Origin of the sequence: Rhodococcus sp. OK302, from assembly GCF_002245895.1 — a bacterium.
Classification (GTDB): Bacteria; Actinomycetota; Actinomycetes; order Mycobacteriales; family Mycobacteriaceae; genus Rhodococcus_F.
The window spans coordinates 4,355,799-4,368,214 of the sequence record NZ_NPJZ01000001.1 but is presented as its reverse complement, the minus strand read 5'-3'; the positions used below and the strand labels follow the sequence as shown (position 1 = coordinate 4,368,214).

General features: G+C 61.1%; 13 protein-coding genes. 10 read left to right on the top strand and 3 right to left on the bottom strand.

From position 1 onward, the window contains the following. Position 1: 1 nt before the first annotated feature. The 5 genes from trhO (at position 2) to BDB13_RS20040 (ending at position 4,278) form a co-directional block, all read left to right on the top strand. Positions 2 to 862, top strand: coding sequence for an oxygen-dependent tRNA uridine(34) hydroxylase TrhO (trhO, locus tag BDB13_RS20060; protein ID WP_094273329.1), 861 nt, complete (start codon positions 2 to 4; stop codon positions 860 to 862). Positions 863 to 865: 3 nt separating this feature from the next. Continuing rightward, the gene (locus BDB13_RS20055) at positions 866 to 1,780 is read left to right on the top strand and encodes a pseudouridine synthase (protein WP_094273327.1); all 915 of its coding nucleotides are present in this window, start codon (positions 866 to 868) and stop codon (positions 1,778 to 1,780) included. Positions 1,781 to 1,838: 58 nt separating this feature from the next. Beyond that, entirely contained in the window at positions 1,839 to 2,102 is a 264-nt protein-coding gene (locus BDB13_RS20050; protein WP_003944933.1) for a phosphoribosyl-ATP diphosphatase, read from the top strand. Between the two features lie 75 nt (positions 2,103 to 2,177). Continuing rightward, positions 2,178 to 3,029, top strand: coding sequence for an ATP phosphoribosyltransferase (gene hisG, locus BDB13_RS20045; RefSeq protein WP_094273325.1), 852 nt, complete (start codon positions 2,178 to 2,180; stop codon positions 3,027 to 3,029). Positions 3,030 to 3,285: 256 nt separating this feature from the next. Further along, positions 3,286 to 4,278 (top strand): patatin-like phospholipase family protein, encoded by a 993-nt coding sequence (locus BDB13_RS20040; protein WP_094273323.1) that lies wholly within the window; start codon positions 3,286 to 3,288, stop codon positions 4,276 to 4,278. Positions 4,279 to 4,378: 100 nt separating this feature from the next. Here BDB13_RS20040 and BDB13_RS20035 read toward each other — a convergent pair whose 3' ends face one another. After that, on the bottom strand, positions 4,379 to 5,188 hold the full coding sequence (locus BDB13_RS20035; RefSeq protein WP_094273321.1) for a thioesterase family protein: 810 nt from the start codon (positions 5,186 to 5,188) through the stop codon (positions 4,379 to 4,381). After that, positions 5,189 to 6,079, bottom strand: a complete 891-nt coding sequence (locus BDB13_RS20030; protein ID WP_094273319.1) for a RecB family exonuclease — start codon at positions 6,077 to 6,079, stop codon at positions 5,189 to 5,191. It lies immediately after the preceding gene. Between the two features lie 86 nt (positions 6,080 to 6,165). On the opposite strand from BDB13_RS20030, the gene BDB13_RS20025 reads away from it, so the two are divergent. After that, positions 6,166 to 7,203, top strand: a complete 1,038-nt coding sequence (locus BDB13_RS20025; protein WP_254922891.1) for a tRNA (adenine-N1)-methyltransferase — start codon at positions 6,166 to 6,168, stop codon at positions 7,201 to 7,203. Positions 7,204 to 7,268: 65 nt separating this feature from the next. On the opposite strand, the gene BDB13_RS20020 is transcribed toward BDB13_RS20025, so the two are convergent. Beyond that, positions 7,269 to 7,769, bottom strand: coding sequence for a hypothetical protein (locus BDB13_RS20020; RefSeq protein WP_094273317.1), 501 nt, complete (start codon positions 7,767 to 7,769; stop codon positions 7,269 to 7,271). Positions 7,770 to 7,963: 194 nt separating this feature from the next. Between BDB13_RS20020 and arc the strand changes: the two genes are divergently transcribed. The 4 genes from arc to BDB13_RS19995 all read left to right on the top strand — a co-directional run bounded on the left by arc (position 7,964) and on the right by BDB13_RS19995 (position 12,184). Beyond that, the gene (gene arc / locus BDB13_RS20015) at positions 7,964 to 9,739 is read left to right on the top strand and encodes a proteasome ATPase (protein ID WP_094273315.1); all 1,776 of its coding nucleotides are present in this window, start codon (positions 7,964 to 7,966) and stop codon (positions 9,737 to 9,739) included. A gap of 133 nt (positions 9,740 to 9,872) precedes the next feature. Further along, a complete protein-coding gene (locus tag BDB13_RS20010; protein WP_094273313.1) occupies positions 9,873 to 10,349 on the top strand; it encodes a hypothetical protein in 477 nt (158 codons plus the stop codon). Positions 10,350 to 10,733: 384 nt separating this feature from the next. After that, positions 10,734 to 11,642 carry a peptidoglycan DD-metalloendopeptidase family protein gene (locus tag BDB13_RS20000; RefSeq protein ID WP_094273309.1) on the top strand — a complete coding sequence of 303 codons (909 nt, stop codon included), beginning with the start codon at positions 10,734 to 10,736 and terminating at the stop codon, positions 11,640 to 11,642. A 155-nt stretch (positions 11,643 to 11,797) separates the two neighbouring features. Then, positions 11,798 to 12,184, top strand: coding sequence for an HsmA family protein (locus BDB13_RS19995; RefSeq protein ID WP_094273307.1), 387 nt, complete (start codon positions 11,798 to 11,800; stop codon positions 12,182 to 12,184). Positions 12,185 to 12,416: the final 232 nt, after the last annotated feature.

Genomic DNA, 12,416 nt, shown 5'->3' with positions numbered 1-12,416 from the left:
GGTGTCTATTCCGAAAATTGTTCTGTTCTACCAGTTCACGCCATTGGCTGATCCGGAAGCGATCAAGCTGTGGCAGCACAGCTTGGCCGAGTCCAACAATCTGACCGGACGAATCTTGATCTCGAAGCACGGGATCAATGCCACTGTCGGTGGCGACATCGAAGGCGTCAAACGGTACGTAAAAGGCACCCGCAGTTATGCGCCCTTCAAAATGGCCGACATCAAGTGGTCCGACGGTCTCGGCAATGATTTTCCGCGGCTGTCCGTCAAGGTGCGCAGCGAGATCGTGACGTTCGGTGCGCCCGACGAACTCGAGGTCGACGTGGACGGTGTTGTCGGCGGCGGAGTTCATCTGGCGCCGAAGGAACTTCACGAGCTGGTCGACAGTCGCGGCGACGACGTCGTCTTCTTCGACGGCCGCAACGCGTTCGAAGCCGAGATCGGCCGTTTTCGCGACGCTGTAGTTCCGGACGTGACGACCACGCGGGATTTTGTCGATGAACTCGACAGCGGCAAGTACGACCACCTCAAGGGGAAAGCAGTTGTCACGTACTGCACCGGGGGAGTGCGCTGCGAGGTGCTCTCGTCGATGATGCGGTCACGTGGATTCGGCGAGGTATACCAGCTTGCCGGCGGGATCGTCCGCTACGGCGAGACGTTCGGTGACAAGGGCTTGTGGGACGGTTCGCTCTACGTCTTCGACAAGCGCATGAACATCGAATTCTCGTCGGAGGCAAAAACTATCGGCGTGTGTGTTGATTGTGGAACGCCGACACCTAGATTCCGCAACAGAATCGACGGCGACGGTCGCACCCTCGAATTGCTGTGCGAGAGTTGCTCACCCGACCTCGAACAGGCCTGAGAAGTGCCTAAGGCGCCGCTGCCGATCCGAAACGGGCTCGGGCCGGATCGGTTGCGGATGCCCCGGGAATCCGAGGCGCGCACAGTTCTGGAGTACCTCACCGGTGAGTTTCCGGACGAACGGGCGCTGTGGACCGATCTTGTCGACACCGGCGGCGTAGTAGACGAGCACGGCCGAACCATCTCGTCGGACACCCGGTATCAGCCCACGCGTTTCGTGTACTTCTACCGCGAGCCGGCACCCGAGATTCCGGTTCCGCACGAGATCGAGATCCTGCATCGCGACGAGCAGATCCTGGTGATCGACAAGCCGCATTTCCTCGCGACCATTCCGCGTGGGGCGCACATCGTGGAAAGTGCGGTCGTGCGGCTGCGGCGCGACCTCGACCTACCTGACCTCGCCCCGGTCCATCGGCTGGACCGCATGACCGCCGGAGTCATCGTGTTCACCGTGACGCCAGATCTGCGTCGGCCGTACCAGGAATTGTTTGCGCAGCAGCGGATCGTCAAGGAATACGAAGCGATCGCCGGTTTTGATCCGGAGCTGACATTTCCCCGGACGGTCCGCAGCCGGATCAACAAGGTGCACGGCGAGATGACGGCTACCGAGGTGGAGGGTGAACCGAACAGTGAAACCCGCATCGAGCTGACCTCGACCGGCACTGATTCCGCAGGTGCGACGTTTGGCCGATACCGGTTGTTCCCGCGGACCGGGCGCACCCACCAACTTCGGCTGCATTTGAATTCGCTCGGGGTCCCCATCGTCGGCGACAACTACTACCCGCATTACCGCCCGTCGGCACCGGGTGACTTCACTACGCCTCTGCGGCTCCTGGCTCGGGCGCTGGAGTACCCGGACCCGATCACCGGGCACACACGCCGGTTCGTCAGCTCCCGCGCGCTCGACATGGGCTTGTGACGGACTCGTGCGTGGCCCTGTGAAAACCAGTTCCCCTCTCGTGAAAGAATGGCTACCTGTGAAGACCTTCGAATCCTTGTTCGCCGAGTTGACCGAGCGTGCTGCCACCCGTCCCGAGGGGTCCGGCACTGTCGCCGCCCTCGATGCTGGTGTTCACGCACAGGGCAAAAAGGTCATCGAGGAAGCCGGTGAAGTGTGGATCGCTGCGGAGTACCAGAGCGATGAACAGCTAGCCGAAGAAATTTCCCAGCTTTTGTACTGGACGCAGGTGTTGATGGTCGGCCGTGGGCTGACCCTCGAAGACGTGTACCGACATCTGTGAATCGGATCTGACCCGACGGTTCCGAGTTCACATTTCCCACGTCTGACCCATCACCTTCCGAAAGGACGTTCACTGATGTTGCGCGTCGCAGTTCCCAACAAAGGCTCGCTGTCCGAGTCTGCCGCCGAAATCCTCAGCGAAGCCGGCTACCGTCGTCGCACCGATTCCCGTGACCTGACGGTTCTCGATCCGGCTAATCAGGTCGAGTTCTTCTTCTTGCGTCCCAAGGACATTGCCATCTACGTCGGATCGGGTGAACTCGATCTGGGTATTACCGGTCGCGATCTGGCCGGCGACTCGGGTGCTCAGGTTTCCGAGCGGCTGTCACTCGGCTTCGGCCGTTCGTCGTTCCGCTACGCCGCACCCGCCGGCAAGGACTGGACTGTCGAAGATCTGGCGGGCCTGCGCATCGCCACGTCGTACCCGAACCTCGTTCGTCAGGACCTCGCTGCTCGCGGCATCGAGGCGACGGTTATTCGCCTCGACGGTGCCGTCGAGATCTCCATCCAGCTCGGTGTCGCCGACGCCATCGCCGACGTTGTCGGTTCCGGTCGTACGCTCCGTCAGCACAACCTTGTCGCCTTCGGCGATTCGCTGTGCGATTCGGAAGGCGTCCTGATCGAACGCATTGGCTCTCCGCAGGACGACGCCGCCCGCAACTTGCTGATCGAGCGTGTCCGCGGAATCGTCTTCGCGCAGCAGAACCTGATGATCGATTACGACTGCCCGCGCAGCATCCTCGACGAAGCCATCAAGATGACGCCGGGCATGGAATCGCCGACGCTCTCGCCGCTGGCTGATCCGGACTGGGTCGCGGTACGCGCCATGGTTGCCATCAAGGATCACAATCAGGTGATGGATGCCCTGGCCGAACTCGGTGCCCGGGCCATCCTCGCGTCGAACATCCGCTCGGTACGCGCTTTCTGATTGTGTGACTGACTCGAATTCGAAGAGTCGTTGTTACACAACCGAATTAGCTATCACGTAAAACGCTCGGCAGGGATCCCTGCCGAGCGTTTTACGTCGCCGGCATGCTAACGTGTTGGCGATCGTAATCCATTGGCAGGAGGTGAAACCCATGAACGCAGTATCCGCACTGGGTGCTCCCTGCAGTCCACGATTGCGCGACTGAGTTAGTCGCCGCTGGGAGCGCCCGCCAGGCAATTCGCGAAAGGCGACTCCCATGAACACCACATCTACTTCGTCTCTGCACACCATTTCGACGACGGCCTCCGGCCTGCCGAGGTCCGAACAGAATCAGTCGCAAGTCGACACCACAAGACGAGTACGCGCCGTTGGCGAGCGAGCGTTGGTCCTCGGTGGCGGCGGATCGACAGGCAACGCCTGGTTGATCGGCGTCATTGCCGGCCTGTTCGATGCCGGGCTGGACGTGACCACGGCCGACCTGACCATCGGGACGTCCGCCGGCTCGACGGCCGCAGCTCAATTAGCCGGCGCGACCCCGACCGAGCTGCTTGCCGCCATACTTGCCGCCGCCCCTCAACAAGGGCCCGGTGCGGTCGGATCCGGCGGAGGACGCGTTCCGATCAGGCCGGTGTCGGACCACCTGGAGCGGATAGGCAAGATCATCGCCGCCGCTGAGGATGCGGCCGACATGCGCCGCAGAATGGGTGCGTCGGCACTCGCCATGGATGCGGCGTCAGACGGCTCCTGGCAAACGCAGTGGCGCGCCACCGTCGCTTCCCGGCTGCCCAGTCAGCGCTGGCCGAAACGAACGGTGCTCATCACGGCGGTCGATGCGCATACCGGTGAACCAGCCGTGTTCGACCGCCACAGCGGAGTCGACCTGGCGGACGCCGTCGCCGCCAGCTGTGCCAGTGGCCTTCCCTACGGAATCGGGGACAACCGATACATTGACGGCGGCTACCGACGTAATGAGAATGCTGATCTCGCAGGCGGATACGGGCGGGTCCTGGTGTTGTCACCCTTTGGTGGCAGGGCACTGCAACCGGTGGACTGGGGCATGCAGCTCGCGGCGCAGGTCGACGAACTACGCGCACGCGGCAGCAGAGTCGAGACGATCTTCCCGGACAGCAGCTCCAAGCACCTGTTCGGCGCAAATGCGATGGATCTGTCGCTGCGTCCGCCCGCCGCTCGAGCGGGTTACGAGCAAGGCAGCGCCGTTGCCGAGCAGCTCGCCGAATTCTGGCGCTGACGCCCGCGAACCCAATCGTCTCTGCAGGCATGAGCAGGTTTCCTCATGCCTGCAGAGACCGATGGTTGCGCCAGGCCTCGCGGACGTGATGCGACAGTTCTCAGGAACGGGCGCGAATCAGCAATGTCTGGGCGATGCGGCCGACTGCGCCCAGCTCGTCGTAGAGCACTCCGGCGCACATACCGACGCCGTCGGGCCCGGTGGTTGTTTCAGCGGATACTCCGATCCATTCACCTTCCGGTACCCGGAAAATATGGACGGTCAGATCGGTGTTGAGGAAGGTCCAGTGGTCGGGATCGAGTTTTGCTCCGACGCCGTTGGAGATGTCGGCGATGACGAAGAGGCGTTCGAGAGCCGTCAACTCCTCGCCTTCGACTAGCGCAGGATTGGGCTTTGCCCAGACCTTTCCGGTTCCCGCGCAACCGATTTCGGCGATCCAGGACCAGTCGAGGGTGTCCAGGTAGCCACCCTTCCACATGCCGGTGAGGTCGACGGATTTTCCGCTCTCGCGTGGTTCCAGTGGCGGATCCACCACGTGTACGACGTCGGCAGTGTCCGTGGTTTCCATGCGCCACGCCGTACCGCGGGCCACTGCGCGTGAGGACCCGTCCGGAGCGCTCGCCCACAGTTCGGCAACGATCAATTCGACTTTGCGGCCGGGACGTTCGATCCAGGAGCGAACCTCGATCTCCGCAATGGGGATCGGTCCGAGAATCTCCACGACAACCCGCGTCAGGCGGGTTCCCTCGCGGGCACCGCAACGCTCGAGCGCGCGCACCAGAAGTGCCGACGGGGGAGCGCCGTGCTGGAGCGTTGGTCCCCAGTTGCTTACCGTGGCCTGCGTACTCGCAAACCGCTCGTGGCCTTCCTCGGTAGCGCCCAGAAAGCGGTAGTACGAACTGTCGATCATCTACGTATTCTCCTTTGCAGCAACAACTTCGGTGCTGAGTAGATCGGGCCAACCCGGGTACGGCGGTGGGGTGCCGCCAAAGGCGGGGCACAGGGCCTTGTGATTGCACCAATCGCACAGTTTGCCAGGCTTGGGGCGGAAGTCTCCGCTCGCACCTGCCTCCAGGATCGCCTTCCAGATTGCCGACAGTGTGCGTTCGAACCGAACGAGTTCGTCGTGATCAGGCGCGTACGTGAGGATCGATCCCGAGGCCAGGTAGATCAGGCGCAATTGAGCCGGGACGATTCCGCGGGTCCGTAGGAGAACCAGCGCATAGAACTTCATCTGGAACATCGCTTTGGACTCCGTGAACTCGCGGGGCGCCTTGCCGGTCTTGTAGTCGACCACCCGGACCTCTCCGGTGGATGCGACGTCGATCCGATCGACGAATCCGCGCAGCGGTACACCGTTGTCGAGTTCGGTTTCTACGTAGACCTCGCAGGCTTCGGCGTCGAAACGCGTCGGATCTTCGAGGGTGTAATACGTCTGGACCAACTTGCCTACTTCGGCGAGAAACTCGTCAAGATTGTCGGCGGAAATCAACTCTGCTACCTCGGGAGATTCGGTGCTCACGCGCTCCCACGCAGGCTTTACCAATTCGGCTGCACGATCCGGAACACGCTCGCCCGTGGGTAATCCGAACAGTGCTTCGAGGGCAGCATGAACAACAGTGCCTCTGACCTGCGCTCGTGTGGGAGCTTCGGGGATTCGGTCGACGGCCCGGAACCGGTAGAGCAACGGGCATTGTTTGTAGTCACCTGCACGCGAAGGAGACAGTGCGGGCCGGCTGCGCGGGCGCTCCTGTGACGTTGCACCCGTTTGGGAGGGGGCTGGCAGTTCTGCAGAGCTCACACCTGGCAGGCTAGAGGACTGGTCCGACAACTCCGTCGGAGCCGGTGGCGAGGACGCCGGAACAAACGAACAGGGATTACTCACGCATGGCGAACGAGCTGCAACCGGAAGAAATCACAACCGAAGTGGATGAGGTTACGCAGTCCGCTGTCGCCGATGTCCCTGAAACAGATGTCCCTGAAACAGATGTCTCTGAAACATCAGAAATTGCAACTGACCTCGAGGTCGTTGAGTTGGCTGAGCCCGAGCTCACCGCCCCCGGAAAGCGTCCGTCCGGACCGTTCCGTGTCGGCGACCGCGTCCAGCTGACGGACGGCAAGGGTCGTCACTACACGATCGTGCTCGAGGCCAACCGCGAGTACCACACCCACAAGGGTGGAATCGTGCACAACGATTTGATCGGTGCCGACGAGGGTAGCGTCGTCAAGTCGGTCAACGGCACCCCGTACCTGGCATTGCGCCCGTTGCTCGTCGACTACGTGCTGTCGATGCCCCGCGGCGCTCAGGTGATCTACCCGAAGGACGCGGCTCAGATCGTCCATGAGGGCGACGTCTTCCCCGGCGCTCGTGTGCTCGAAGCTGGTGCCGGTTCCGGCGCGCTGACATGTTCGTTGCTTCGTGCAGTCGGACCCGAGGGCAAGGTCATGTCCTACGAGGTCCGCGACGATCACGCCGAACACGCGGTTCGCAATGTCGAGACATTCTTCGGTGAGCGTCCCCCGAACTGGGAATTGACCATCGCGGATCTCGCGGACTTCGACCCGGATAACCACGGCGGCAAGGTCGATCGAGTTGTTCTCGACATGCTTGCACCGTGGGATGTTCTGCCGGCCGTGGCGAATGCTCTGGTTCCCGGCGGCGTTCTGATCGTCTACGTGGCGACCGTGACTCAGCTGTCGAAGGTCGTCGAGGCAATGCGTGAGCAGGAATGCTGGACGGAACCGCGCTCGTGGGAGTCCATCGTCCGCGGCTGGCATGTGGTCGGCTTGGCCGTGCGACCCGAGCACCGCATGCAGGGGCATACCGCGTTCCTGATCAGTGCGCGTCGTCTCGCCGAGGGAACTGTGACCCCGAAGCCGCAGCGTCGCGCGGGCAAGGGTTCCAACACGGCAGCAGCCAAATAGTCACTGGCAGAACAAAAGAACGGCGATCCGAGATTCCGGATCGCCGTTCTTTTTGTTTCAAAGGCTTATGCGCAGGGCGCGCGACCCATTTCGAACAGCGTGCACGCGGAGGTATCGGCGAGCTTCCAGGAACCGTCTTCGAGCTCCCATGTCCACTGAGTGCCGGGCATGGTTCCGTGCGGGCTGACGATAGCGACGTCAGCAGTTGCAGTCTCACCGTCGACCTTGACGTTCTCGACGGTGAACGTGATCTTGTACGCGGGGTTGGCGCCAAGTGCCGTGCCCATGGTGTCGATGTTGGCCTGGCGTGCGGAGCCGTCGACAACGAGTGCGGTCTTCTCGGCGATCGGCTTTGCCGGATCGATGAGCGTGATCAGTGCGGCGTTCAGCTCGTCGGCGGTCGGTGCGGCAGCAGTCGATGCGGACGTCGACTTCGCGGAGGTGGCGGCAGCTACAGAAGTCGAGGTGGCAGCAGCCGTGTCCTTCGAGTCGTCGGAGCCACAGGCGCCGAGGGCGAGAACTGCAGCGACGGCACAAGCGCTGACAAGAGTCTTGCGGATGATCACAGCGTGACCTTTCGTTGTAGTAGAGACAGGCGCTGTCTCCATCTTGTAGGCAAGGCTAACATGACCTACTTGAGGGTCAGTACTGGCAACCGGGACAAATGTGCAGCAGTGAAATCTCACTCCCACACCGTGTCTGGCGACACTTGGGCCCTGATGCCGGTAGCGTTGATGCATCGCACTGGGAGGAGACGCACATGAGCTCGACAGAGAACCCGGATTCGGTTGCGGCAGCAGAAGAGCTTCACGCGTTACGAGTGGAACTTCAGGTTCTGCGCCGTCAGCTTGCACAGTCACCGGAGCAGGTGCGGGAGTTGGAGTCGAAACTTGACTCGCTCGCCATCCGCAACGGCAAGTTGATGGACACGCTGAAAGAAGCTCGCCAGCAGCTCATCGCGCTGCGCGAAGAAGTCGACAGACTCGGGCAGCCGCCCAGCGGCTACGGAGTACTCCTCGCGGTCCACGAGGATAAGACTGTCGACGTGTTCACCTCTGGCCGCAAGATGCGGCTGACGTGCTCACCGAACATTGACACTGAAACCCTCGCGCTCGGGCAGACGGTGCGACTCAACGAGGCGCTCACCATCGTCGAGGCCGGAACGTACGAGCAGGTCGGTGAGATCAGCACGTTGCGTGAAGTGCTCGACGACGGCCTGCGTGCACTGGTCGTCGGACACGCGGACGAGGAGCGGATCGTGTGGCTCGCGGCGCCGCTGGCCGCTGTCTTCGCGGATCCCCAGGCCGACATCATCGCCTACGACGCGGATTCTCCAACCCGCAAACTCCGACCCGGCGACTCGCTCCTTGTCGACTCCAAGGCCGGGTATGCCTTCGAACGCATCCCCAAGGCGGAGGTCGAGGACTTGGTCCTCGAAGAAGTTCCGGACGTTCACTACGACGACATCGGTGGTCTCGGTCGTCAGATCGAGCAGATTCGCGACGCCGTCGAATTGCCCTTCCTGCACAAGGATCTGTTCCACGAGTACTCGCTCCGGCCGCCGAAGGGAGTACTGCTCTACGGACCGCCCGGTTGTGGAAAGACGCTCATCGCGAAGGCCGTTGCCAACTCGTTGGCTAAGAAGATCGCCGAAGCCCGCGGACAGGACAGCAAGGACGCCAAGTCCTACTTCCTGAACATCAAGGGACCGGAACTTCTCAACAAGTTCGTCGGTGAAACCGAGCGTCACATTCGGATGATCTTTCAGCGTGCGCGCGAGAAGGCTTCCGAAGGTACCCCCGTCATCGTGTTCTTCGACGAGATGGACTCGATCTTCCGGACCCGCGGTTCGGGTGTTTCCTCCGACGTGGAGACGACGGTCGTTCCGCAGTTGCTCAGTGAGATCGATGGCGTCGAAGGTCTCGAGAATGTCATCGTGATCGGTGCGTCCAACCGCGAAGACATGATCGACCCTGCCATCCTGCGTCCGGGCCGACTCGACGTGAAGATCAAGATCGAGCGTCCCGACGCCGAATCCGCTCAGGATATTTTCTCGAAGTACCTGGTGGACAAATTGCCGATCAACGCCGACGACCTCGCCGAGTTCGGTGGAGACCGTACGGCGTGCCTCAAGGCAATGATCGTGCGCGTCGTCGATCGGATGTACGCGGAGAGTGAGGAGAATCGGTTCCTCGAAGTCACCTACGCCAACGGTGACAAGGAAGTTCTTTTCTTCAAGGACTTCAACTCGGGTGCCATGATCCAGAACATCGTCGACCGTGCCAAGAAGTACGCAATCAAGTCGGTCCTCGACACCGGTGCACCCGGGTTGCGGGTTCAGCATCTCTTCGATTCGATTGTCGACGAGTTCGCCGAGAATGAAGATCTGCCTAACACCACCAATCCTGATGACTGGGCACGTATTTCAGGAAAGAAGGGGGAGCGGATCGTCTACATTCGCACCCTCGTCACCGGCAAGAATGCCAGTGCCAGCCGCGCAATCGACACGGAGTCGAACACGGGTCAGTATCTGTAGTCGGTAGAGACAACTCGGGTCGGTAATTCCCTATTGTGGGAGTTGCCGACCCGACGTGTGTCGCGGATATGGTTGATGGCGCGGATCCTCCCAGTCGAGACCACCCGAGAACAGAACGGAACGGAACGCTGACGTGATCGAGTCTCATCCCCTGACGGGGCCGGTTCCCGGGACTGTTCTGATTGTTTTGAAGCGGTCGAAGATTGCTCTCTTGTGGGGCGCCTCACATCATCCGATAGTCACGATCAACGGCAAAACCGAAGTACTTCCCTGGGGCGAGCACCGTCTGGCGATTCCGGACACACAGCCTCTGTCGATCGATGTCTATGTCAATGAGCGAAGGTCGAAATCGCTGAAATCGACTATCGGACGCTGCACCGACGTCATTTCTCCCGGGCCCGCTCGGATAGTGGAGTATTCGGCGCCGGCCCAGGGATTCTGCAAAGGCGAGATGGGTCCGCTCGGCACAACACGTTCGCGTGGAGTCGTCGCTCAGTTTCTGATCGTCAGTGTGCTGGCACTGATCTGCGGGTTCATGGCCGTCGGCCTACTCGGAGTGGGATTGGCAGCCCTCACCGGGCAACTGGGTGAACTGCGTCCGCCGCAATAGTTGCGGATGCCGCAATTTGGATATCGATCGGTCGGGTGGGAACCCGATCTAGGTATGTTTTCGGGTAATTCGGCCGTCGCGTGCAGGGGTCGCGACGCGAGATGGTGTGTAGGTAATTTGCCATTCGCAACGCAAGGATCTGCATGTTCCAACCCGTCGTTCCAGACATCCCGGTAGGCACCGGCCCGTAATTGATTCGGGCTGTGTGTCGGGCATCGCAGATATCCAAGTGTCAGTGGCACGCGAGAGCCGTCGTTGCGACGGCGCGTTCTCAGTGTTCATCCCACGGGGTTCCGTGCTGTACGCCCATGCGGCGGAGCACGTACTCAGTTGTGTCAGCGTGATCAAGACTGCAACTGCCCCGGTCGAATCAGTCAAGGAAACATGAGTAAACACAGCAATAGCAAGGCTTCCAACACGAAACGATTTATCGCAGTCACTGCAGGATTGGGCTCGCTCGTAGGCGCCGGCGTGGTAGTGAGCGCTGGTACGGCCTCCGCACAAGGCTGGTCGCAAAGTTGCAGCTGGGAGTGGCCTGTTGAGGGATCGCTGTCGCAGGGCTACCACGGAGGACATGACGGCGTTGACTTCGCCGTCAACGTCGGAACCGTGCTCAATGCGCCGACCTCGGGCACAATTTCTGTTGCCGGACCGAATGATCCCGGCGGATATGGAACCTACATCCAGCTGGAAGCCGATTCAGGCGAGCAGATCCAGATGGGTCACCTCTCCGAAACCTGGGTCAATGTAGGGCAGCACGTGGAGGTCGGCGCGCAGATCGGGGCCACGGGTAACACCGGCAGCTCTACCGGACCACATTTGCATCTCCGCATTCACGGTGCCGGGGCGGTCGATCCCATGTCCTTCCTGAAATCGGTCGGCGCATGCAACACCGGTTCGAGTAGTGTCGTTGCACCTGAACCTGTGGCAGCACCTGAACCTGTGGCAGTGGTTGAACCCGCACCTGCAGTGGTACCTGAGCCTGAAGCAGTGTCTGAGCCTGCACCTGCAGTAATACCTGAATCCGCGCCTGAAATTGCAGTCGCACCTGAGCCTGCAATAGCAACTGAAATTGCTCCCGTTTTTGAGCCTGGTCCGACTGAGGCCTCACCGGTGGAGAGCATTCCGGAAGCGGAGACTGTTGTGTCGGGCGAAGCGGTCGTCGTTTCAGCCGGAGACACGTTGTTCGACCTCGGTTCAGCACGAGGGCTCACTTGGCAGGAAGTTTGGGCCATGAACCCGCAGATCGATCACCCCGACAGCATCTTCGTGGGCGACGTAATCAATCTGTAGCAGTAGAGAATTCGATGCTGGACTAGGGCGCGGTGAACAACCTTCATGCGCTCTAGTCCAGCGTTGACTTTTTTGTCGGAGGGGATTTGTCCCATTCGACACGCAGACCCGAGTGCATCCGCGCATCGCACATTGGCGCGAGTTAGTCTCAGGACATGTTGGCCGCAGCGATCATCGTCATTACGTTTGCCCTGGTTTTCTACTCGATCGGTGTTTGGTCTGAACGCATCCAGAAGACCCTGAAGTGGTGGCATGCCGGTGCATTCGCGCTCGGCCTGATTTGCGACGCAACCGGCACCGTCCTGATGAGCCGAATCTCCGATGAGTCGCCGGATACCGGAACGTCCACTTTCAACAACATCATGATCGTCACCGGGGCAATAGCCATCGCGCTTATGGCCATTCACCTGGTGTGGGCTGTCATTGTCCTGCTCCGGGATCGACCCTCCGAGAAGGCGAAGTTCCACAAGTTCAGCCTGGTCGTCTGGGCGATCTGGCTGGTTCCCTACTTCACCGGGGCCATCGGCGCGATGACGAACTAGCGCCCCGAGTGGGCACGCGCTCGACCGCACAAATGGAATCAGTACGGCGCTACGATGCCGCCACTGCCGAGAACGGTCCCATCGACGCGCAAATCCTCGGAATCGTGATCGTGGCCTGTTCGCGACCGGATGGATGAAGAGAGGCGCCGTCGGGCTGATCGGCACGAATCCGCCGGATTACGCCGAATAGATTCGCTGGGGTCACGGTACCGCCGGGGTTACGCTGAAGTGA

Bases quoted from the DNA above. Each gene is read 5' to 3' on its own strand.
- hisG (WP_094273325.1), top strand. From the start codon at position 2,178: ATGTTGCGCGTCGCAGTTCCCAACAAAGGCTCGCTGTCCGAGTCTGCC.
- BDB13_RS20040 (WP_094273323.1), top strand. From the start codon at position 3,286: ATGAACACCACATCTACTTCGTCTCTGCACACCATTTCGACGACGGCC.
- BDB13_RS20035 (WP_094273321.1), bottom strand. From the start codon at position 5,188: ATGATCGACAGTTCGTACTACCGCTTTCTGGGCGCTACCGAGGAAGGC.
- BDB13_RS20025 (WP_254922891.1), top strand. From the start codon at position 6,166: ATGGCGAACGAGCTGCAACCGGAAGAAATCACAACCGAAGTGGATGAG.
- arc (WP_094273315.1), top strand. From the start codon at position 7,964: ATGAGCTCGACAGAGAACCCGGATTCGGTTGCGGCAGCAGAAGAGCTT.
- BDB13_RS20000 (WP_094273309.1), top strand. From the start codon at position 10,734: ATGAGTAAACACAGCAATAGCAAGGCTTCCAACACGAAACGATTTATC.
- BDB13_RS19995 (WP_094273307.1), top strand. From the start codon at position 11,798: ATGTTGGCCGCAGCGATCATCGTCATTACGTTTGCCCTGGTTTTCTAC.